Below are 21235 nucleotides of genomic sequence, written 5' to 3'. Positions count from 1 at the left end.
GGCCGTGCTGTACCTCGACCACGCCGCGACCTCGCCCGTGCGCCCGGAGGTGCGGGAGGCCATGGAGCCCTACCTCACCGAGATGTTCGGCAACCCCGCCAGTCACCACACCGCGGGCGAGGCGGCGGCGCGCGCGCTGGAGGACGCCCGCGCCCGCGTGGCACGCGTCTTCGGGGTGCGCACCGGCGACGTCGTCTTCACCGCCGGCGGGACCGAGGCGAACAATCTGGCCGTGAAGGGCCTCGTGCTCGGGGGGCTCACGTCGGGTCGTCGACGCCTCGTCGTGTCCCCCATCGAGCACGAATCGATCCGCGAGTCCGCCGCCTACCTCGCCCGCTTCCACGACGTGAGCGTGTCGATGCCGTCCGTCGATGCGACGGGGCGGGTCAGCCCCGCCGCCCTCGACGCGGTGCTCACGGACGACACCCTGCTCGTGTCCGTCGGGCACGCGAACAACGAGATCGGCACCGTCCAGGACGTCGCCGCGCTCCGCGAGGTCGCCCGCGCTCAGGGTGCACTCCTCCACGTCGACGCCGTGCAGTCGGCCGGATGGCTGGCCCTGGACGGCCTGGACGCGGACGCCGTCTCGATCGCCGGTCACAAGCTCGGCGCCCCTAAGGGCACGGGGGCGCTGGTCGTGCGCGGCCGGCTCCCCCTGGAGCCGGTGCTCCACGGGGGCGGCCAGGAGCGGGGGCGACGCTCCGGCACCGTCGACGTCGCGGGCGCGGTCGGACTCGCGACCGCCCTGGAACTGGCGGAACGAGGGCGCGCGGGCACGGTCGCCCTGGTCGGTGCCACGACCTCGCGCTTCATCGCGGCCGTGCGGCGGCTCATCCCGGAGGCGGCGGTCACGGGGCACCCCGTGCACCGGCTTCCCGGCACCGCGAGTTTCACGATCGCCGGGGTGGGCGGTGAGGCGGTGCTCCTCGAACTGGAACGCCGCGGGGTGATCTCGTCCAGCGGCTCCGCATGTGCGGCCGGGAGCGACGAGCCCTCGCCCGTGCTCCTCGCCTGCGGCATCGCCCCCGAGGTCGCACAGACGGCGGTGCGGTTCACGTTCGGGCGCTCCCCCCTCCCGGCCGACGCCCCCGAACGCCTGGCCGCACTCGTCTCCGCAGCGGTCGACGCGGTCCGCCGGTGACCACCGGCTCTAGACTCGGGTCGTGACCGCCCCCACTCCGATCGTGACGATGATCGTGCCAGGGCGCGACATCGCCGCGTTCGCCCCCGCCGCCCTCGACTCGCTCCGCGCGCAGACCGATCAGCGCTGGCGCGCCGTCCTCATCGACGACGGCTCCGTCGACGACACCCGGGCGGTCTTCGCCGCCGCGGCCGCCGCGGACGACCGCTTCACCGTCGTCCGCCACGACGCGTCGATCGGACTCGGTGCCGCACGCAACGTCGGCCTCGGCCTCGTCGACACCCCCTTCACGGGCTTCCTCGACGCCGACGACGAGCTGACGCCGCGTGCCCTGGAGCACCTGATCGGCACCCTGGAGCGCACCGGGAGCGACTTCGCCGCCGGCGCGTACGTGCGGCTGCGCCCCGCCGGCGACGGCTACGCCGCGGGCCGCGTGCAGCCCTGGGTGGCCGCAGCCACCACCCCTGCTCGTCTCGGCACCACACTCGACGCCCACCCGCAGGCGGTGTCGAACATCGTCGCGTGGTCCAAGGTGAGCCGCACGGAGATGTGGTCCGCCCTCCGGTTCCCGGAGGGCGTCGCGTACGAGGATCAGGTCGTGGCGCAGACCATGTACACGCGGGCGCGTGCCTTCGACGTGCTGCCCGAGGTCGTCGTGCGCTGGCGTGTGCGCCCGGACGGCACGTCGATCACCCAGAGCAAGGCGCAGCTTCCCGTGCTCCGCGACTACCTCGCTGCGCTCCGCGGCGGCATCCGCGTGCTGCAGGAGGCGGGAGCGCATGCCGCCGTCACCGCCCGCCTCGACCTCATCCTCGCGATGGACATCGCCCCTCTGCTCGAGATCGCCGGCACGCATCCCGACCCGGCCTACGCCGCCGAGGTCTCGGCCTTCCTCGCCGACCTCCGCGCACTGCCCGAGTACGCCGACGCTGATCCGGACCCCACGCTCGCCGATGCCCTCACCTGGTGAGGCCCACCCGAAGGACTCCGACGACATGACCGCGTACCTCCGCTCCCTCTTCTCCCTCGACGGCCGCACCGCGGTCGTGACCGGCGGAAGCTCCGGCATCGGGCAGGGCATCGCGACCGCGCTCGCCCGCGCGGGCGCGGCCACGGTCGTCGTCGCCCGCGGCGAGGAGCGCATCGCCGCGACCGTCGAGCAGCTGCGCGCCCACGGCTGCCGTGCCGCGGGGGTGGTCGGCGACCTGGGATCCCGAGAGGGCATCCACGCCGTCGCAGAGGAGGCAGCGGTACCGTTCGGCGAACCCGACATCGTCGTCCACTCGGCCGGCATCAACATCCGTCCGCCGTTCGCCGAGATCACCGAGGCGGACTGGGACGCGACGATGACGGTCAACGCGCTCGCCCCCTTCCTCCTCGGTCAGCACTGGGCGCAGGGCATGGCGGCGCGCGGGTACGGGCGGCTCATCCACATCAGCTCGCAGCAGGCCCACCGGGCGTTCGTGGGCAGCGGGGTGTACGGCGCCTCCAAGGGTGCGGTCGAATCGCTCATGCGCTCGGAGGCGGAAGCGTGGGGCGGCACCGGGGTGACGAGCAACACGCTCGTCCCCGGATTCGTGCTGACGCCGTTGAACGCGCGGCTGCAGGAGGACCCCGGGGCGATCAACGCGCTCGCGGCGCGGACGATGATCGGACGCAACGGACTCCCGGAGGACTTCGCGGCCGCCGCGGTGTTCCTCGCCGGCCCCGGTTCGGCGTACGTCACCGGTCAGTCGCTGTTCGTCGACGGCGGCCTCTCCGTGCACTGACGCACTCCGGCGCCGCCCGGCTCTCAGACCTCGCTCGGTCGGGGGCGGGAGTCGGCGTCCGACTGCGTCGGGAGCGGCACGCCGGTGGTCAGCGCGACGACGGCATCGGCGGCGGCGGAGTCCTCCGGTTCACGATCCGCCCGTCGGGGCGCGAGACCGGCCTCGAGGCCGCCTTCCGCCGCCAGTTCCCTCTCCGCGTCGATCTCCGCCTCGCGCTCGGCGTCCAGCACCCGCGACGCGGCGATCTGCTGCGCCGCGAGCTCGGCGTAGAGGCCGCCCTGCGCGAGCAGCTCCGCGTGCGTGCCGGACTCCACGATGCGCCCGGCCTCCAGCACGTGGATGACGTCCGCGCCCATGACCGTCGAGAGCCGGTGCGCGATCGAGAGGGTCGTGCGCCCCTTCGCCGCTTCGTCGAGGGCCTCCTGCACCACACGCTCGGACACGGTGTCCAGCGCGGAGGTGGCCTCGTCCAGCAGGAGGACGGGCGGATCCTTGAGCAGCACACGGGCGATCGCGATCCGCTGCTTCTCTCCGCCGGAGAGGCGGTAGCCGCGCTCGCCCACGACGGTGTCGTACCCGTTCTCGAATCCGGCGATGATGTGGTGGATGTTGGCGGCGGTGCAGGCGGCGACCAGTTCGTCGTCGGTCGCGTCCGGCTTGGCGTAGCGGAGGTTCTCCCGGATCGTCGCGTGGAACAGGTAGGTCTCCTGGGAGACGATGCCCACGTCGTCGATGATCGACTCCTGCGTGAGTGCGCGCACGTCGGCGCCGGCGAACAGCACCGCACCGCCCTTCGCCTCGTACAGCCGCGGGGCGAGATAGAGGATCGTCGTCTTGCCCGCCCCCGACGGCCCCACGAAGGCGACGTGCTGCCCCGGCTCGGCCACGAACGAGACACCGTGCAGCGTCGGGCGCGAGTCGGCGGCGGCGTCCGGATAGCGGAAGACGACGTCGCGGAACTCGATCCTCCCGCGCGGCCCGGGCGCCTGCGCCACCGGGATCGCATCCGGCGCGTCCGTGATCTCGGGCACGAGGTCGACGTACTCGAAGATGCGGGCGAAGAGCGCGGAGGAGGTCTGCAGGTCGAGCGAGACGCGCATGAGTCCCATGAGCGGCATGAGCAGTCGCGCCTGGACCGTCGTGAATGCCACGATCGTGCCCGCGGTGATCGCCCCCGTGCCGCCCGCGATGAAATAGCCGGAGACGAGGTAGATGACAGCGGGGACGCTCGCCATGATGACCTGGACGACCGCGAAGAACCCCTGCCCGCTCATGGCCCGGCGTACCTGGAGGCGCACTTGATTGCGGTTCTCCTCCTGGTAGCGGGCGGATTCGGTGCGCTGCCGGTTGAACGCCTTCGACAGCAGCACGCCGGAGACGCTCAGCGTCTCCTGGGTGATGGACGTCAGCTCCGACAGCGACTCCTGGGTCTCCCCCGCGATGCGGGCCCGCACCTGACCGACCCGGCGCTGGACGAGCACGAGGAACGGCATGAGCACGACGGCGATGAGCGTGAGCCGCCAGTCGATGAGGATCATCGCGACGAGCGAGGCGATCACCGTCACGGCGTTGCCGAGGATGCTGGTGACGGTGTTCGTCAGCACGCCGGAGACACCGCCGACGTCGTTCTGCAGCCGCGACTGGATGACGCCGGTCTTGGTGCGGGTGAAGAAGCCCAGCTCCATGGACTGCAGGTGCTCGAACAGGCGGACGCGGAGGTCTCCGGTGACGCTGTTGCCCACCGTCGCGGTGAGCCAGGTCTGGACGACGCCGAGCACCGCGGAGAAGAGGAACAAGCCGACCATGCTCCCGACGAGGACGCCGAGGAGGGACAGGTGCGGGCCGCCCCCGTCGACGGGGAACAGCGCGTCGTCGAAGATGCGCTGCACGAGGAGGGGAGGGATGACGGCGATGCCCGCTCCCAGGACGACGAGGACGCCGGTGAACAGGATACGCCAGCGGTAGGGACGGAACAGCGCCACCACCCGGGTGCCGAGCCCGTCGATCTTCGGGGCCTCCGCGTTGAGCCGGCGCTGGGCGCTCTCGTCCACGCCGCGGAAACCTCCGCGCGGGCCTCCGCCCATGCCGCCCATGCTCATGGCGCCAGCGTACCCACGACGACGGACACCGCGGGCCGTCGCCTCCGCTCACGGCAGATATATCGCAGGGATCGGAATGAAATGTCCGACCGACCCGTTACGCTGAAGGACTCTCGCGAACTCTCGCACCCTCTTCTTTCTTCCGATGCCCTGGAGGCCGCCCATGTCTGCCGTCGATACCGGCTCCATCACGACGCCCCCCGCATCGAACGGGGAGATCCCCCGTAAGGACATGCGGGTCATCTGGCTGCTGCTCGTCGCGGCCTTCGTCGCCATCCTCAACGAGACGACGATGGGCATCGCGATCCCGCACCTGAACACCGACCTCGGCATCCCGCCGGAGCTCGGGCAGTGGCTCACGAGCGCGTTCATGCTCACGATGGCGGTGGTCATCCCGACCACCGGCTTCATCCTGCAGCGCTTCACGACGCGGCAGGTGTTCATCGCCGCGATGACGGCGTTCTCGCTCGGCACGCTCGTCGCACTCGTCGCCCCTGGGTTCTCCGTGCTGCTGGTCGGGCGCGTGATCCAGGCGGCCGGCACGGGCATCATGATGCCCCTGCTGATGACGACGATCATGAACGTGGTCCCCGCGCAGTCCCGCGGCCGCATGATGGGCCGCGTCGGCCTGGTCATCTCGCTCGCCCCGGCCATCGGCCCGACGCTCGCCGGCGCCGTCCTCGATGCGTTCAACTGGCGCGCGCTGTTCGCGATCGTGCTGCCCATCGCCCTGATCTCCCTCGCCATGGGCGCCAAGTGGATGACGAACCTCGGTGAGACGCGCAAGGCTCCACTGGACGTGCTGTCCATCCCGCTCGCGGCGCTCGGCTTCGGCGGCATCGTCTTCGGCCTCAGCCAGTTCGGCGGCGAAGGCGGGTCAGGGGGCACGACGGGCGTCATCGCCCTGGTCGTCGGCGCGGTCTCGCTCGCGCTGTTCGTCTGGCGTCAGCTCGTCCTGCAGCGGGTCGACGACGCGCTGCTCGACCTGCGGGTCTTCCGCTCCGCGAACTTCTCGCTCGCCGTCATCATCATGACCATCCTCGCCCTGTCAATGTTCGGCACGCTGACCCTGCTGCCGCAGTACCTGCAGAACGTCGCGGGTCTCACCGCCCTGGAATCGGGACTCATCCTGCTTCCCGGTTCGGTGCTCATGGGCCTGCTCGGCCCGGTCATGGGACGCGTGTACGACGCGAAGGGCACCCGTCCGCTGCTCATCCCGGGCACGATCCTCGTGTCCGCTGCCCTGTTCTTCTACTCGACGGTCGGCGAGCACACGGTGTGGTGGATGCTGATCATCGTGCAGGCGGCCATGTCGGTCGGACTGGCGATGTCCTTCACGCCGCTGTTCTCCTCGTCGCTGGGGTCCTTGCACCGCTCGCTGTACTCGCACGGCTCCGCGGTGCTGAACACGCTGCAGCAGGTCGGCGGGGCGGCCGGGGTCGCCCTGCTCACCGTCACGTACTCCGCCATCCTGCACGCGGGAGAAGACGAGGGTCTGTCCCGCGCCGTGGCCGGGGCACCGGGGGCGCGGACGGCCTTCCTCATCGCAGCGATCATCTCGCTGGCGGCGGTGGCTCTCAGCCCGCTGGTGCGCAAGCCCGCCGACGACATCGGCGACGGAGCGCCCGGCGGTCACTGACCGCCTGTCAGCACCGACGGCGTCTGCCGCTCACTGCGTCTTCGGCGCGGGGATGTGGCAGACGCCGTTGCTGCAGTAGCCGACGGCGTCGCCGTCCAGAAGCTCGATCGCTCCCGGCAGCGGCTGCAGCCCGAGCGGCGCTTCCTGCCCGGCGTTCTCCTGCTTCGAATCGGTCATCCCTCGATCGTACGCCTGCCGCGGGCGTCCGGCTCCGGTCGCCCTTCCGCCGGCCCCGGATGCGGCGTATCGTTCCCCGCGAGGCGGGCGCTCGCCCCTCCTGCGCGCCCGGCCGGAGTCGAGGAGCGGCCATGATCATCCATCCCCCCGAGCCGGCGACCGCCACCGGTCACGTCGCCGCGATGTACGACGGCGACCTCGCCGAAGACGGCATGGTCTTCGCGCACACGCGGGCGATGGCCATGAACCCGGACGCTCACGCCGCCTTCGAAGCGCTGATCCACGCGATCGTGCCGTCCATCGGCGTGCGGGTCTATGAGGCCGCGACGCTGGGCGCGGCGCGTGCCATCGGCTCCGCGCACTGCCTCCTCGCGCACGGACGCCGCTCCCTGCGCGCGGGCGTCGTCGACGAGGCGGGGCTCGCGGCGTTCGCGGACGGGGACGACGCCGCCTTCACCGCCTCGGAGCAGGCGGTGATCCGCTTCGCGACACGTCTGTCGACCGACCCGGCCGCGATGACCGACGCGGACACGCAGGAACTGCGGGACGCGGGGTTCACCGACCGGCAGATCGTCGACATCGCCCTGGCGGCGGCCGCGCGCAACCATTTCAGCCGGGCGCTGCTCTCCCTCGCGGTGCCCGTCGAGAGCGTGCCCGGGCTCGACCCCGCCCTCGGGGCCGCCCTGACGCGCGCCGCGTCGTCGCCGACAGGGGATCGATAGCCGCGCCCCATAATCTGGAGGGATGTTCCGACGATCCCTCGCCCGCGTGTACTGGGCCGTCAGCCGATGGAGGCTCGTCGCCGACGCCGCCCCCACGCGACCGACCGTCCTGATCGGCGCACCCCACACCTCGAACTGGGACTTCGTCCTCATGCTGGCCATCGCCTGGCGTCTCGGCATCGACGTCCACTGGCTGGGTAAGAAGAGCCTGTTCCGCGGGTGGCGCGGGCCGATCATGCGCGGTCTCGGCGGGATCCCCGTGGATCGCTCGGACCCGGCGCGGGTGGTCGGCGAGGTCGTCGACCAGGTGCACGCTGGGACGGTCTTCGGACTCGTCGTCACGCCCGACGGTACACGGGGCGGCAACGAGTACTGGAAGAGCGGCTTCTACCGGATCGCCCGCGCCACCGGCATGCCGGTCACCCTCGGGTTCGTGGACCGGAAGACCATGACCACCGGTCTCGGGCCGACGATCGACCTCACCGGTGACGTCGCGGCGGACATGGACCGGATCCGGTCGTTCTACGCCGACAAGCACGGCGTGCGCCCCGAACGTCGCACCGAGCCGCGGCTGCGCGAGGAGACCGCGGAGGCCTGACGGCTCCTCAGTCCTCCTCGGGTGCAGAGGCGTGGGCGCGGGCATACGCGAGGTCGTCGTCCGGCAGAGACTCGATCATCCCGACCACGGCGCCCGTGATCTCGCGGATCTCCTCGCGCACGTCCTCATCGAGATGCCCTGATGCGCTCCCCGCAACGGCACGTCGTGCGTCGTCGGAGAGTTCGGGCCACCATTCGTCGATGGGAGGAAGCGTCATCTCGGGTCCTTTCGCGACACGTGTCGGGCAGACCGTGCAAGGTCCTGGACATCGGCGGATCGTGCCCACGAGACTATCGCCATGACAGCAGAACGCCGCCGTGGCGCCGAGGAGCATGACGACCGCGCCGACGGCCGCGACGAGACCCCGAACGAACGCGCGGATCGCAACTGGGAAGAGCTGCTGCAGGAGCTGCGGGTGATGCAGACCGGCACGCAGATCCTCACCGGCTTCCTCCTCGCCGTGGCGTTCCAGCCGCGCTTCACCGACATGGACGAATTCCAGCGCGACCTGTACGTCGTGCTCGTCGCGCTCGCGGCGATCGCCACCATCCTCGCCCTCGCCCCCGTCGGCATCCATCGCGCTCTATTCGGCAGCCGGCTGAAGCCGGAGCTCGTCCGGACCGCCGCGCGCCTCGTCAAGATCGACCTGTTCGTGATCGGTGCACTCACGATCGGCGTCACGACCCTCATCGTCGACTTCACGGTGAGCCGCACCGCCGGGGTCGTCGCGCTCATCGCCTCGATGCTGCTCGTGGTGGGGCTGTGGATGGCGCTGCCCGGTCTGCTGCGCCGCGCCCGGTTGCGCGCTGCCGCAGACGACGAACCGCCGCCCCCGGCGCGGACGCGACGGTGACGGCGGTCGGACATCGTGCCGGTCAGCGGCCGGCGGGGCTGCGGTTTTCCGCGCTCACCATCCAGGCGAACTGCTCGAGCCGCTCGATGACGGCGTGCAGCAGATCGGCGGACGTCGGGTCCTCCTCGTCGACGGCGTCGTGCACATCACGCATCGTGGCGACAGCCGCCTCGAGGCGCGCCGTGACCAGGTCGATGGTCTCCGTCGTGGACACCTCGCCGGTCGGGAACTCGGGCAGCGTGGTCGTCTTCGCGATCGTCGCGCTGCGCCCGTCGGGCACGGCGTGCAGGGCACGCATCCGCTCCGCGATGGTGTCACTGAACGTGCGGGCGTCCTCAATGATCTCGTCGAGCTGACGGTGCGTGTCGCGGAAGTTGCGTCCGACGACGTTCCAGTGCGCCTGCTTGCCCTGCAACGAGAGCTCCAGGAGATCGACGAGGACGGCCTGCAGGTTCGCCGCGAGGGTCGGGGATGCCGTGAACCCCTTCTCCGCGTTCTGCTGACGCGTGGTCTTGACTCCCGCCTTCGCCGTCGCGTTCTTGCTGCTGGAGCTGCCGGACTTCTTGGTCTTCGTGTCTGCCATGGTGTGACCTCCTGCCGTCACGGTAACCGGCGCAGGCGCGCGGTTCGAGGGGGTTGACACCCGCCCGCCCCACCCCCGAACGTGAGGGGGGCAACAGGCTCATCGAGAGAGGCGGAACAGTGTCGGCAGCAGCACAGGAGGATCGTCCCGAGGTGGTCATCGCCCCTCTCACCGCGGCGGATGCGGGCGAGGTGCTGACGATCCAGCGTGCCGCCTTCGTCTCCGAGGCGGCGATCTACGGCAGTGTCGACATGCCTCCGCTGACGCAGACGCTCACCGAGATGGAGGCCGAGCTGACCTCCGAACGGGGTCTCGGCGCACGCGTGGACGGCCGCCTGGTCGGTGCCATCCGGTTCGTCGAGGACGGCGACCTGCTCCTGATCGGCCGGATCGCCATCGCGCCGGACATGCAGGGCGAGGGCATCGGCCGCAAGCTCCTCGAGGCCGCCGAGCAGGCCAGTGATGCCCGAGAAGCCGAGCTCTTCACCGGCAGCCTGAGCGAGGCGAACATCCGGCTGTACGAGTCGTGCGGCTACGAGGAGCGCGAGCGGGTGCCGCAGGGCGACGGCACCGCTCAGGTGTTCCTCCGCAAGCGACTGCGAGGTTAAGGGCAGCACCCCCGACCGCGCAAGGGGGTCGAGGGGATCCGGACGATGAGGAATCGTAGCCCGGACATGTCGCGACCGCGTCATGCCCCAACCGGAAAGGAGAGCCCGTGCTCACCCTCACCGACAACGCCACCGCCATCGTGTCGACCCTCGTGAGTCGGCAGAACGACGCGCCGGCCGCCGGGCTGCGCATCCACACCGCCGAGGCGCAGGACGACTCGGGCGCGGCCCGGCTCGCCGTCGCCGTGACCGCCGACCCGGAGCCCGCCGATCAGGTCGTCGAGTTCTCCGGCACCCGCCTGTTCCTCGACGAAGCCGCTGCCTCCGCGCTCGACGACAAGATCCTCGACGCGGGCGTGGACGACGAGGGCTCCGTGTCCTTCGCCGTGCTCCCTCAGGTCGCCTGAGACCTCAGACTTCGAACGCCGCGGCCTCCCCGGCCGCGGCGTTCGTGTGTCTGTGCCGGGTTCAGTCCCAGTCCAGGTACTCCTCGAGCACGACGGCCGTCTCGATGGGGTGCGTCATCGGGAAGAGGTGATCCCCGCCCTCGACGACCTTGATGCTGGCGCGCTCCGGAGCCGTGGCGCGGAGGCTCTCGGCGTTCGCGGCCGGGGTCACCTCGTCGGCCGTCCCCTGGATCAGCAGCACCGGGATCACGGGGGCGAGGGGCGTCTCCACGTCTTCCACGCCGAGCAGTGCGAGACCGTTCACGCGCTCCGGATGAGCCAGCGCGAACGACCGGGCGATCGTGCCGCCGAAGCCGTGTCCGCCGATCCACGTGTCGCCGAGGCCGATGTGGTCGATGACGGCGAGCGCGTCCGCGACGCGGTCCTCGATCGAGGTGTCGGCGTCATCCGCGCGATGGCCGATCCGCACGACGTGGAAACCGGCCTCCTCGGCCAGGTAGTGACCGACCACACCGAGCACGTCGGCGGCCAGGCCACGCTCCTGGATGAGCACGAGCTTGACCGGCCCGTCGCCCTCGTCGACGAAGGGGATGGCGCGGCCCTCGGGCTCGAAGATCTGGGTGTCGGTCATCGGCGTGGTTCTCCTCAAGCCGTCGGTATCAGGTTCGCAGGCGTGGTCCGCGCCGGACTCCTGCGACCGGGCACCGGGCGGGCGCCTGCGTCCAGCGTAGCCCGCCGGGGGACGAGCCTCCTCCTCGCATCCCCCGGCGGAGTCATCAGGCGGCGGCGAGCTCGCGCCACAGATGCGCGAGGGTCGCGGCGCCGCGGACGAGCATGCGCAGATCGATGCTCTCGTCGCTCGCGTGCCAGTGGTCCTCGGGCAGGCCCGTGCCCAGGAAGACGACCGGGGCGGCGAGTTGCTGGGACAGCAGATCGGCCGGCCCGCCGCCGGCGTTCCCCATCCGTCCCTGTACGGCGCGTCCGTAGCCGCGGGCGAGGGCGCGCTCCAGCGCATCGCGCATGGGGCCGGGAGGCGAGACGTACGGTTCCTGCGCGATGTCCTCGTCGACCTCCAGGCGGTAGGTCGCCTCTGGCGGCATCACGTCGGCGATGAAGGCGCGGAGCAGGTCGGCGACGTGGTGATTGCGCTGGCCCGGAACGGTCCGGATGCTCAGCGACGCCATGGCCTCCCGGGGAATGACGGAGCGCTCGATGCCATCCGGATCCCCGGCGAGCAACGAGATCACCTCGATGGCCGGCCGCACCCACAGCCGCTCCTTCGGGGTGAAGCCCTTCTCCCCCACGATGACCCTGGTCTCGGTGCGCCGGACCCAGTCCTCGGGATCGAACGGCAGCGCATCCAGCTCCTCCGCGCGCTCGTCGCTGAGCGGGGGCACATCCTCGTAGAAGCCGGGTATCGCGATGCTGCCGTCGTCGTGGTGCAGCCGTGCGAGCACTCCGGACAGCACGAGGGCCGGGTTGACGGTCACACCGGACGCGGCGCCGCTGTGCACGTCGCGGTCGGGACCCTGCACGGTCAGGGTCGCAGTCAGCGTCCCCCGCATCGACGTGACCGGGGCCGGGGAATCGACCTCCCACTGCAGGGTGTCCGAGAACACCACGAGGTCGCAGGCGAACCGTGCGGGTTCGGCCTCCAGCAGTTCTTTGAGATGGGGCGAGCCGATCTCCTCCTCGCCGTCGACGAGCAGCTTGAGGTGCACCCCGGCACCGGCCCCGTCCACGGCGGCGAGCGCTCGTTGCGCCCAGACGTGCGCGAGCGCCTGGCCTTTCGCGTCCGAGGCGCCACGGCCGTAGAGCCGTCCGTCCCGGAGCACCGGAGTGAACGGCTCCGTCTCGCTCCACTCCTCCGGCTTGGCGTGGCGGACGTCGTGATGCGTGTAGACGAGGACCGTCGGTGCCCCCGGCACGCCCGGCCGCTCGGCGAACACGGTGATCGCGTCACCGGCCGGCAGCAGCGTCGTCGTGAATCCCGCGTCGCGTAGCTCTCCGGCGATCCAGTGCGCAGACCGCACACCGTCCATGCGACGCTCGGGGTCGGCGGAGACGGAGGGGATCGCGACCCAGGTCGACAGACGTTCGACCATCTCGTCGACATGCGACCCGAGGAAAACGCCGATCGCGTCGTGCGCCGCCGCCGTCTCCTCTGTCATGAGGGACAGCCTGCCCGGCGGACCGCGTCTCCGGGCGGGGGTTGACGCCGTCGCCGCGCACCGGCTAACGGTCGCCGCGGCGCGGCGAACCGAGAGTGATTGTCCCAGGCGCATCCGGGTTTGGGAAGGCCCTGAGCCGACGGGCCGGGCAGGCGTTGCATGGCCAGCCCATCCCCAGAAGAGAAAGGCTCGATATGTTCTTCCATCGACAGGAACTCCAGTTCTCCGCGACGCCCGAGGCCCCCGACGCGGTCTACGCCCGCAAGCTGCAGGAGGTACTCGGCGGGCAGTACGGCGAGATCACCGTCGCCCTGCAGTACCAGTTCCAGGCCTGGAACATGCACATGCCCGGCAAGTACCGCGACCTCGTCTTCGGCATCGGCGCCGAGGAGATGGGACACGTCGAGATGCTGGCGGTCATGATCGCGCAGCTCCTCGAGAAGTCCCCGCTCGGCATCACCGAGGACGCCGTGCAGGACGACCCCACCGTCGCCGCGATCATCGGCGGCACCGACGTGCAGCAGGGCATCGTCGCCGGCGCGGGCGCCCGCCCGGTGGACAGCAACGGCAACCCCTGGCAGGGGTCGTACATCACCGCGAGCGGCAACCTCCTCGCCGACTTCATGGCCAATGCGAACGCGGAGATGCAGGGCAGGGTGCAGGTCGCCCGGCTCTACCACATGACCGACGACCACGGCGTGCGGGATCTGCTGAGCTTCCTCCTCGCCCGGGACACCATGCACCAGAACCAGTGGCTCGCCGCGGCCGAGGAGCTCAAGGCGGAGGGTGCCGAGAAGCTGCCCGTGCCGAGCAACTTCCCGCTGTCCAAGGAGTACCGCGACGTCTCCTACCAGTACCTCAACTTCAGCGACGGTCCCGCCGCCGCGGAGGGCACGTGGGCCTCCGGGCCGACCCCGGACGGACACGGCGAGTTCAGCTACCACGAAGGCCCCACCACCACGGCCGAGATGCCGCCGCCCACCCACCCCGACGCGCGCTTCTACGGCACCACCGAGCTGCCGAACGTCGTGGAGAAGGTGGCCGGCGCAGCGCAGGACGCGCTCCACAAGGAGTGAGCTGAGGGCTCCGGTCTCCGGAAGGGGCGGCCGCCGCGCACCCCGCGCCTCTCGGCCGCCCTACCGGACCCGGTCTGCGGGACGCAACTCCCTCGTGCCTCCGTCACCGCGTCGCTAGCGTCGACGCACACGGTCTCCGGCAGAAGGGAAATCCATGCTCCTCGGCAGCCTCACCTCCCCCTCGGATCTGCGCTCGCGGGCCGGGGCGACGCGATGACGCCGTTCACGGTCGAACCGTGGGCCGTGGGCATCGAGGGCGTCGACACCGCCCACCTCGCCCAGGAGGAATCGGTCTTCGGCCTCTCGAACGGCCACATCGGCTGGCGCGGCAACCTCGACGAAGGCGACCCCCGCGGGGTGGCCGGCAGCTATCTCAACGGCGTGTTCGAAGAGCATCCCATGCCGTATGCAGAGGACGGGTACGGCTACCCCGAGACGGGGCAGACGGTGATCAACGTGCCGAACGGGCAGCTCATCCGGCTGCTGGTCGGGGACGAACCGTTCGACGTCGAGCACGGAACCGTGCACGCGCACACCCGGCGCCTGGACCTCCGCGAGGGCACGCTCCACCGCGAGGTCGACTGGGAGTCGGCGGAGGGCCGACGGGTGCACATCAGCTCGACGCGTCTGGTCTCCCTGGAGCACCGGTCGCTGGCCGCCGTGCGCTACCGTGTGCGGGCTGTCGACGGCCCCCTCGCGGTCACCGTGCTGTCGGAGGTGCTCGCGAACGAGCCCCTTCCGATCACCCACGACGATCCGCGCGTGCAGGAGCTCCTCGCCCGTCCCCTGGAAGCCGTCGCAGCAGCGGAGCGCGGCGCGCGGAGCACGCTGCTGCACCGCACCCGCCGCAGCGCTCTGCGCGTGGCGGTGAGCGCGGACCACCTGGTGCAGGCGTCCGGGCAGGGCGCTCCGGAAGTGACGACCGAGGCGGACGGCGACCTGTCGCGCACGCGCATCCATGTCGATCTCGCGCCCGGCGAGGAGCTCGAGGTCGTCAAGCTCGTCGGGCACGAATGGTCCGGATCGCTCGCCCCGCAGACGCTGCGGGACCGCGCGGAGGAGGCGGTCGAAGAGGCCGCCCGCCTCGGCTGGGACGCCCTGGTCGAAGGGCAGCGCGCAGTCCTCGATCGGTACTGGGAGTGCGGCGACGTCCGCATCGACGGCGACGCGCGGCTGCAGCAGGCCGTGCGCTTCGCCCTGTTCCAGGTGTTCCAGGCGTCGGCACGCGCCGAGTCCCGGTCCGTTCCGGGCAAGGGCCTCACCGGCTCCGGGTACGAGGGCCACACCTTCTGGGACTTCGAGGCTTTCGTGCTCCCCGTGCTCACCTCGACCGCGCCGGACGCCGCGCTCCAGGCACTGCGGTGGCGCCACGCCACGCTCGATCACGCCAGGGAGCGCGCCCGGACGCTGGGCCTGCGCGGGGCGACGTTCGCGTGGCGGACGATCGACGGCCGCGAGAGCTCCGGATACTGGCCCGCCAGCACGGCGGCCTTCCATATCAACGCCGCCGTGGCCGGCGCCGTGATGCACTACGTGCGCGTCACCGGTGACGACGACTTCGAACGCGACGCGGGCACCGAGATCCTCGTCGAGACGGCCCGGCTCTGGGCCTCGCTCGGCCGCTGGGACGACGCCGGAGGCTTCCACATCGACGGCGTCACAGGTCCGGACGAGTACACCGCCGTCGTCGACGACAACGTGTACACGAACCTCTCGGCGCGCCGGAACCTCCGGGGGGCGGCGGTGGCCGTCCGACGCCACCCGGACATCGCCGGGCGGCTCGGCGTCGACGAGGACGAGGTCGCCGAGTGGGAGGCCGCGGCTTCCGCCATGACCGTGCTCTACGACGAGGACGAGCAGGTGCACGTGCAGTCGGCGGGATTCACCGCGCACGCGCGGTGGGACTTCGATGCGACCGCCCCCGACGAGTATCCGCTGCACAGTCACTTCCCCTACTTCGACCTCTACCGCAAGCAGGTGCTGAAGCAGGCTGACCTGGTCCTGGCGCTCTACACCGCGCACGAGGAGTTCACGTGGGAGGAGAAGGCCAGGGCGTTCGCCTACTACGACGCGCTCACCGTGCGCGACTCGTCGCTCTCCGCGGCGGCGCAGGCCGTGATCGCCGCCGAGGTGGGTCATATCGAGCTCGCGGCGGCGTACCTCGCGGAGCTCGCGGCCCTCGACCTGGACGACCTCCACGGCAACACGGACGAGGGACTGCACATCGCGGCCCTCGCCGGCATCTGGACGGGAGTCACGGCCGGGTACGGCGGCATGCGGGAGGGCGACGACGGCCTGTGCTTCCGCCCCCAGCTTCCGGACGGTGTCACCCGTCTCGCGTTCGGCGTGCGGCTGCACGGCTGCATCCTGCACGTCGACATCACCCCGGCGGAGACGACCTACCGGCTGAGCGCCGGAGAGCCGGTGACGATCCGGCACGCCGACCAGGAGGTCGTCTTGCACGCCGGAGTGCCGTCGAGCCTGCCGACGCCGGACCGCGTCGAGCCGATCACCCCGCCCCCGGTGCCGCCGCGCTGGCGGGAGCCGGGACGACCGCGCGCCGGTGACTGAGGCGATATCCGGCGCGTCTGCCATATCGAGGCGGCCCAGCGCAAGGCCCGTGGCGATGTCGGTGCGCCACCGTAGTGTGGAGCCGTGCCTGATTCCCCCCACCCCGCATCGGATGTCCTCTGGGCGTGCGTCGAGGACGGCTTCCATGTCGGAAGCCGCGGCGGAGACTTCCTCGGCTACGTCGACCGTCAGCCCGACGGCCGCTTCGCCGCGTTCTCCGCGTCCGCGCAGCCGCTCGGCCTGCACGCCACGTTGAGCGACGCCACCACGGAGGTCGTCGCCCACGCCGGCCCCTCAGAGGGCGACGCCGCCCTCGGCGCTCCGGAGCTGGTGCAGGGGTGACCGCGGCCATGGCCGACGGCGCGCTCCGCCTCGTCTACACGAGCACAGCGGCGCAGCCGTTCCGGGAGACCGCCCTGGAGCAGCTCCTGCAGCAGTCCCGTCGGTCGAATGCGACGCGGGACGTCACCGGGCTCCTCCTCTTCCGCGACGGGCGGTTCCTCCAGATCCTCGAAGGCCCCGCCGAGGCGGTGCGCCGCCTGGTGGACAGGATCGCGGAAGACCCGCGGCATCACGCGATGCGCATCCTCTTGGAGACCCCCATCGCTGCACGGCTCTTCTCGGACTGGTCGATGGGGTATCGGTCGTTCCGCACCGGCAGCACCGCGCCTCCCTCCGGGTTCCGCGACTCCTTCGACGACCTCGTCGGGGGCGACGATCTGCCCGCCAGGGAGCGCGCGCTGTTCGAGCTCACCCTGTGGTTCCGCACCCGCTCCGGCGCCGGAGCCCCCGTGCCCGCCGCGAGCGGTGCCACCGCTGCCGAGGGGGCACCGCTCCACGCATGAGCGAGCCTGCGAGCGAACCGGAGCCGTCACTCATCCAGCAGCGCATGGCGCTGGAGCGGCGGCGGAACTGGGGCGTCTACGCGATCGTGTTCTCGTCGGTGATGACGGTGGGCTGGACGGTCGCGTTCCTCCTCGATGCGCCCGCAGGACTGTGGCGCGTTCTCAGCATCATCGTGTTCGCTGCTGGGATCGTCGTCGGTGTCGTCGAGACCCGCCGCGCGAGGCGCGCCCTCCGTGAGTTCGAAGAACGACACGGCCGCGACGCGGGCGTGCGACGCTAACCGGCCCGGGTACCCCGCTCCTCACCAAGGCGCAGGCGGCGTCGCGTCAGATGCCGAACCCGATGCCGAATCCGCCGGAGAAGAGCACGGCGGCGAGACCCACGACCGCGAGCGCGACGAGCACCGCGTAGGAGAGGCCCCGCACGCCCCTCCAGGCGCGGTCCGACCACGCCGTCACGAGCAGCACCGCCACAGGAACGAGCATCAGGCCACCGAACAGGAGCGCGGGCGCGACCCGGACGTCCGGCGCCGGGCACGGAAGCGCGAGGGCGCACACCGAGGGCACCCCCTGGGCGAGCCACAGCAGCAGCCAGGTCGCGAGCAGGATGACGACGGGCGGCACCGCCCTCGACGCGAGGGTCGGCGGGCTCGATGCACGGGGCTCCATCCGGCCACTCTCCCAGCCGGACGCCGCCGTCGTCTAGTTGTTGAAGCGGAACGACTGACTACACCTCGCTGGGTGTTGCGCAGTCTAGTAAGCCCCGCGATTACGCGGATCGCGCACTGCGCGACCGTGCTCAATCTCGGGACGTACGGAGCATCCGGCGGACTGGATGCGGACTGGGGCGGTCATGGTCGAGGAACGCTGGTACACGTACAAGCAGGCGGCGGGCCGGGTGAGGTCGTCGGAGCGCACGGTCCGGCGGTGGCGTCGCGTCGGCATGCCCATGAGCTGGGAACTCATCGACGGCCAGCGAACGCGGGTCGTGCGCGAGGACGTGCTGCTCGCTTGGTGGCGCGATGCGATGGACAACAGCCCGGTCCATCAGCTGCGGATGCGGAAGCGGGCTAAGGAGGCCGGCGTCGCCTACGTGGCCCCGGTCCTGAAACCGAGGCCCAAGCCGAAGCTGGTTCCGACGCCGCGCGTCGAGCCCGACGACGATGAGGCGCCGTCGTGGCCGGCGCCGGCGCCCTTTCACGAGCCGCTCGACCACATGAGGCCCATGGCCGGCCGCGACGAGTTCGCGACCCTACTCAAGGCGACACGGGACAACCCGACCGGGTGCCGGGACGTCGACGAGTTCACGGCCGATCAGGTCACCGTCGAAGAGCAACGGGTACTCGCCGCGATCTGCGCCACATGCCCCGTGCTCGAGCTGTGCCGCGCCTACGCCGTGGCGACCAAGCCGACCTCGGGCTACTGGGCCGGGTCGCCCTGGCGTGAGCTATCGTCCGCGTCACCCGCGCCCTCGGCCGCGGACTCGACGAACGCGGCGTAGTCGAGACCGTGCGAGACGGGCATCACGCGCCACTGCATGTCGTGCGTGCTGTCGTAGTGGTCCGGTGACTCGAACTTCATGCGCGAGTGATCGCGGATCAGCATCATCTCGATCACCTGCGCGGCCGTAACCAGGTGCTCCTCGACGCGGTCACGATCGAACTGCGCCGGCGTCGAGATCTCGCCGGCGCCGAGATCGACGTAGAACCCACGCTGCTTCTCCTGGTTCGCGACCTTCGCCGCGGCGCGCGCCTCGGCCTGCCGCTCCGCGTGCCAGCGCGCCCAGTCGTCATCCTCGGGGCCCTCCGGGTAGTCGTCGCCCCAGAACGTGTCCAGGTCGCGACCGAACTCGTACGCGGCCGCGTACTTCGCGAGGTGATCGCGGGCGCTGCCCTGCGCGAGCTCGACGCCTTCCAAGCTGCGCTTGCTCCACGCCCGAGAGAACGTGTCGTAGACCGTCGTGGCCTTCCCGAGCTCCTCTTCGGCGAGGACCGTGAGAGCACGAGCACGCCCGATCGAGGCGGCCGCGAGTAGGAGGTTCGCGTCAGCGATCAGCCGAGTCGCGTTGTCCAACAGCGCGCGCCAGTAGGCGCGCGCTGTTGCGGGCGTGAGGATCATGGGTGGAGCGTAGCGTGCCGCACGCGAGCCGGGGCACTGCGTCAGCCGTCATCATCACCGCGAGACGCCTCGGGCTCAAGAGAATCATCACCGCAAGTCGCGCAGTTGTGTCACTCTTTTGTGCATGGTTGAACTGGTGTATCTGGACGAGACCGGATCAGTGGGACGAGGCGCGAGGAGGCAGCCCCTCCTTAGGCTCGTCGGTGTCGTCGTCAAAGAAGAGACTGTTGAACGTCTTGGCTCGAGGATGACGGAACTTGCGATGGAGCACCTCGGCTGGCGCCCCACGGATTTCGAGTTCCATGCATATGAGCTCTGGAACGCACGTGACCCCTGGGTGGGGAAGGAGCCAGCCGAGCTACTTGCTGCCTACGAGGCTGTGATCGCGCTGCTCGCCGAACTCGATATCTGGGTCGTCCATTCCGCGATCCGGAAGAGCGCCTTGCACGAGAGGTACGACGGACGGTACGACTCGAACGCATATCTCCTCGCCCTGCAGTTTCTTCTTGGCAAGCTAGACAACTGGAGGACGGGAGCGATGCGAATCGTGGTTGCCGATGAAGCGAAAGAGCACGAAACGCGCGCAATTCGCCTTGTTCGCGACATGCAGACATGGGGAAATGGGGTTGTCCCTGGCAGGCAGTTGCAGACGGTGATCGACTCGATGCACTATGTGGACTCTCGGGACAGCCCTGGAGTCCAGCTCGCGGACTTTGTTGCGTTCGTTCTTCATCGATCCACACTCCCAGGCCAAGGACATCCCGATGCCGACGCCGCAGTCGCGCGCATGCGCTCTGCGGTGGATGACCGTACCTATACCTGGCGCGAGCCGTGGCCCGCCGAACAAATCGAGTAAATGGTGTGCCCGACCAAATGACCGATGGTGTCTTGCCTCCGCGGTTCGAGTTCTCGTTCCTCGTCGGTGAGGTTGTGCGGAACGATGTCTTCGTGGAGACAGAGACGCGCGTGCTATGGGCCGAGATGGCCACCGCTGGCGTGGCATCGGGCAACTCCGCAACGGCCTTTGGCCGGCTCCTTCCTCTGGTGAGGAAGGCGGTGATGGACGAGCGCACGCCGACGCCGTTTCGAGAGGTCGCTGTGCCGGTCGTGCAGGCGGTCCAGGAGGCTCACCGCGAGCGGAACAGCCTCGTGCACGACCAGTGGGTTCAGTCCCCGTGGTCACCCGGTGAGGTGCGCGCGCTACGGCGACCCGAGCGGCGCCAGCTGTCCGAGCTCCGTGAGGTCGCGGATAGACTTCTCGAGCTCACTTGGAGGGTGCGCGGGCTCGCCGTCATCGCACCCGCCTGGTTTCCCCGCGAAGATGACGACGAGGCGAACGACGCAAATGATGGGGGCGGCGCGGACGCAGACGACCTTCACCAGTGGACTCGCGTGGCGATGGGCTTCATCGACTACGACGGCAACCAGGTGAGAGGCACCTCCGGGCCGGCATCGCTGCCGCCCGGATACTCGCGCGAGTAGGTCCGCCGCGTCGCCCCGGGCTATTGCGGAGACCACCTCGTGAGGCTATGGTCCGTTCTAATCGAGGGGAGGCGCTATGGCAGCGCAGCAGGCATTTGTGATACCGGTCGGCACTTTCTGGGTGGTGAGAGCAAACAGCGAGAACCTTGGTGACCTGCAACGTACTCAAGCCTCGGCGATCACGGTCGCACGAGAGTGGCTCCAGAACCACGGTGGCGGCGAGCTCGTGATCCTCGGTGAGGATGGCAAGATCAGGGCCAAGGACACCATCTATCCAGGCAACGACCCTCGCAACATTCGCGGATAGTCAACACCTCGGCCACGACCGCGATATGAGCGTGGGGCCGACCCCGCCCAGCGTCGGCCCCACAAGGTG

General features: G+C 70.5%; 26 protein-coding genes. 18 read left to right on the top strand and 8 right to left on the bottom strand.

Annotation, left to right across the window (positions count from 1 at the left end; all coding sequences use genetic code 11):
* The first annotated feature begins 4 nt into the window (after nt 1–4).
* Genes KAF39_RS09480 through KAF39_RS09470 form a run of 3 tightly spaced genes read left to right on the top strand, consistent with a single transcriptional unit; the run spans nt 5 to nt 2910 of the window.
* Complete coding sequence (locus KAF39_RS09480; protein WP_210677029.1) at nt 5–1141, top strand: cysteine desulfurase family protein; 1137 nt, start codon at nt 5–7, stop codon at nt 1139–1141.
* Nucleotides 1142–1163: 22 nt separating this feature from the next.
* Nucleotides 1164–2111 carry a glycosyltransferase family 2 protein gene (locus tag KAF39_RS09475; protein ID WP_307805163.1) on the top strand — a complete coding sequence of 316 codons (948 nt, stop codon included), beginning with the start codon at nt 1164–1166 and terminating at the stop codon, nt 2109–2111.
* Nucleotides 2095–2910, top strand: a complete 816-nt coding sequence (locus KAF39_RS09470; protein WP_246878272.1) for an SDR family NAD(P)-dependent oxidoreductase — start codon at nt 2095–2097, stop codon at nt 2908–2910. Before KAF39_RS09475 ends, KAF39_RS09470 begins: the two co-directional genes overlap by 17 nt.
* 23 nt (nt 2911–2933) lie before the next feature.
* On the opposite strand, the gene KAF39_RS09465 is transcribed toward KAF39_RS09470, so the two are convergent.
* A complete protein-coding gene (locus tag KAF39_RS09465) occupies nt 2934–5003 on the bottom strand; it encodes an ABC transporter ATP-binding protein (RefSeq protein WP_210678018.1) in 2070 nt (689 codons plus the stop codon).
* A gap of 169 nt (nt 5004–5172) precedes the next feature.
* Here KAF39_RS09465 and KAF39_RS09460 point away from each other — a divergent pair, with 169 nt between their 5' ends.
* The gene (locus tag KAF39_RS09460) at nt 5173–6648 is read left to right on the top strand and encodes an MDR family MFS transporter (protein WP_210677028.1); all 1476 of its coding nucleotides are present in this window, start codon (nt 5173–5175) and stop codon (nt 6646–6648) included.
* A gap of 30 nt (nt 6649–6678) precedes the next feature.
* Here KAF39_RS09460 and KAF39_RS09455 read toward each other — a convergent pair whose 3' ends face one another.
* A complete protein-coding gene (locus KAF39_RS09455; protein ID WP_210677027.1) occupies nt 6679–6825 on the bottom strand; it encodes a hypothetical protein in 147 nt (48 codons plus the stop codon).
* Nucleotides 6826–6956: 131 nt separating this feature from the next.
* On the opposite strand from KAF39_RS09455, the gene KAF39_RS09450 reads away from it, so the two are divergent.
* Entirely contained in the window at nt 6957–7547 is a 591-nt protein-coding gene (locus KAF39_RS09450; RefSeq protein ID WP_210677026.1) for a carboxymuconolactone decarboxylase family protein, read from the top strand.
* A 22-nt stretch (nt 7548–7569) separates the two neighbouring features.
* On the top strand, nt 7570–8145 hold the full coding sequence (locus KAF39_RS09445) for a 1-acyl-sn-glycerol-3-phosphate acyltransferase (RefSeq protein ID WP_210677025.1): 576 nt from the start codon (nt 7570–7572) through the stop codon (nt 8143–8145).
* 7 nt (nt 8146–8152) lie between these two features.
* On the opposite strand, the gene KAF39_RS09440 is transcribed toward KAF39_RS09445, so the two are convergent.
* Nucleotides 8153–8362 carry a hypothetical protein gene (locus KAF39_RS09440; RefSeq protein WP_210677024.1) on the bottom strand — a complete coding sequence of 70 codons (210 nt, stop codon included), beginning with the start codon at nt 8360–8362 and terminating at the stop codon, nt 8153–8155.
* A gap of 81 nt (nt 8363–8443) precedes the next feature.
* Here KAF39_RS09440 and KAF39_RS09435 point away from each other — a divergent pair, with 81 nt between their 5' ends.
* Nucleotides 8444–8998, top strand: coding sequence for a DUF6328 family protein (locus KAF39_RS09435; protein ID WP_210677023.1), 555 nt, complete (start codon nt 8444–8446; stop codon nt 8996–8998).
* Nucleotides 8999–9020: 22 nt separating this feature from the next.
* Here KAF39_RS09435 and KAF39_RS09430 read toward each other — a convergent pair whose 3' ends face one another.
* The gene (locus KAF39_RS09430; RefSeq protein ID WP_210677022.1) at nt 9021–9581 is read right to left on the bottom strand and encodes a Dps family protein; all 561 of its coding nucleotides are present in this window, start codon (nt 9579–9581) and stop codon (nt 9021–9023) included.
* 119 nt (nt 9582–9700) lie between these two features.
* Here KAF39_RS09430 and KAF39_RS09425 point away from each other — a divergent pair, with 119 nt between their 5' ends.
* Together KAF39_RS09425 and KAF39_RS09420 are read left to right on the top strand one after the other, a co-directional pair.
* Nucleotides 9701–10189, top strand: coding sequence for a GNAT family N-acetyltransferase (locus tag KAF39_RS09425; protein WP_307805162.1), 489 nt, complete (start codon nt 9701–9703; stop codon nt 10187–10189).
* A gap of 107 nt (nt 10190–10296) precedes the next feature.
* Entirely contained in the window at nt 10297–10596 is a 300-nt protein-coding gene (locus tag KAF39_RS09420) for a Fe-S cluster assembly protein HesB (protein ID WP_210677021.1), read from the top strand.
* Nucleotides 10597–10657: 61 nt separating this feature from the next.
* Here KAF39_RS09420 and KAF39_RS09415 read toward each other — a convergent pair whose 3' ends face one another.
* On the bottom strand, nt 10658–11227 hold the full coding sequence (locus KAF39_RS09415) for an alpha/beta fold hydrolase (RefSeq protein WP_210677020.1): 570 nt from the start codon (nt 11225–11227) through the stop codon (nt 10658–10660).
* Nucleotides 11228–11372: 145 nt separating this feature from the next.
* Complete coding sequence (locus KAF39_RS09410) at nt 11373–12767, bottom strand: M20/M25/M40 family metallo-hydrolase (protein ID WP_210677019.1); 1395 nt, start codon at nt 12765–12767, stop codon at nt 11373–11375.
* A gap of 194 nt (nt 12768–12961) precedes the next feature.
* On the opposite strand from KAF39_RS09410, the gene KAF39_RS09405 reads away from it, so the two are divergent.
* The 5 genes from KAF39_RS09405 to KAF39_RS09385 all read left to right on the top strand — a co-directional run bounded on the left by KAF39_RS09405 (nt 12962) and on the right by KAF39_RS09385 (nt 17540).
* Nucleotides 12962–13843, top strand: a complete 882-nt coding sequence (locus KAF39_RS09405; protein WP_210677018.1) for a manganese catalase family protein — start codon at nt 12962–12964, stop codon at nt 13841–13843.
* A 213-nt stretch (nt 13844–14056) separates the two neighbouring features.
* Entirely contained in the window at nt 14057–16414 is a 2358-nt protein-coding gene (locus tag KAF39_RS09400) for a glycoside hydrolase family 65 protein (RefSeq protein WP_210677017.1), read from the top strand.
* A gap of 84 nt (nt 16415–16498) precedes the next feature.
* Nucleotides 16499–16756, top strand: a complete 258-nt coding sequence (locus KAF39_RS09395; protein WP_025102908.1) for a hypothetical protein — start codon at nt 16499–16501, stop codon at nt 16754–16756.
* Complete coding sequence (locus KAF39_RS09390) at nt 16753–17259, top strand: BLUF domain-containing protein (RefSeq protein ID WP_307805161.1); 507 nt, start codon at nt 16753–16755, stop codon at nt 17257–17259. Before KAF39_RS09395 ends, KAF39_RS09390 begins: the two co-directional genes overlap by 4 nt.
* A complete protein-coding gene (locus KAF39_RS09385; protein ID WP_210677016.1) occupies nt 17256–17540 on the top strand; it encodes a hypothetical protein in 285 nt (94 codons plus the stop codon). The genes KAF39_RS09390 and KAF39_RS09385 overlap by 4 nt, the downstream gene beginning before the upstream one ends.
* Nucleotides 17541–17586: 46 nt before the next feature.
* On the opposite strand, the gene KAF39_RS09380 is transcribed toward KAF39_RS09385, so the two are convergent.
* Entirely contained in the window at nt 17587–17928 is a 342-nt protein-coding gene (locus KAF39_RS09380) for a hypothetical protein (RefSeq protein WP_210677015.1), read from the bottom strand.
* A gap of 166 nt (nt 17929–18094) precedes the next feature.
* Here KAF39_RS09380 and KAF39_RS09375 point away from each other — a divergent pair, with 166 nt between their 5' ends.
* Nucleotides 18095–18760, top strand: a complete 666-nt coding sequence (locus KAF39_RS09375; RefSeq protein WP_210677014.1) for a WhiB family transcriptional regulator — start codon at nt 18095–18097, stop codon at nt 18758–18760.
* On the opposite strand, the gene KAF39_RS09370 is transcribed toward KAF39_RS09375, so the two are convergent.
* Entirely contained in the window at nt 18679–19377 is a 699-nt protein-coding gene (locus KAF39_RS09370; protein WP_210677013.1) for an AbiV family abortive infection protein, read from the bottom strand. The two genes, KAF39_RS09375 and KAF39_RS09370, sit on opposite strands and share 82 nt — an antisense overlap.
* 124 nt (nt 19378–19501) lie before the next feature.
* On the opposite strand from KAF39_RS09370, the gene KAF39_RS09365 reads away from it, so the two are divergent.
* The 3 genes from KAF39_RS09365 (at nt 19502) to KAF39_RS09355 (ending at nt 21166) form a co-directional block, all read left to right on the top strand.
* Nucleotides 19502–20233: a DUF3800 domain-containing protein gene (locus KAF39_RS09365; protein WP_210677012.1), complete on the top strand. Its 732-nt coding sequence runs from the start codon at nt 19502–19504 to the stop codon at nt 20231–20233.
* Nucleotides 20234–20250: 17 nt separating this feature from the next.
* Nucleotides 20251–20859: a hypothetical protein gene (locus tag KAF39_RS09360; RefSeq protein WP_210677011.1), complete on the top strand. Its 609-nt coding sequence runs from the start codon at nt 20251–20253 to the stop codon at nt 20857–20859.
* Between the two features lie 76 nt (nt 20860–20935).
* On the top strand, nt 20936–21166 hold the full coding sequence (locus KAF39_RS09355) for a DUF2188 domain-containing protein (RefSeq protein WP_210677010.1): 231 nt from the start codon (nt 20936–20938) through the stop codon (nt 21164–21166).
* Nucleotides 21167–21235 lie beyond the last annotated feature (69 nt).

The organism is Microbacterium sp. BLY (genome assembly GCF_017939615.1).
Classification (GTDB): Bacteria; Actinomycetota; Actinomycetes; order Actinomycetales; family Microbacteriaceae; genus Microbacterium.
Note: the sequence above shows the minus strand (reverse complement) of the source record. Positions and strands in the feature narration are given on the sequence as shown.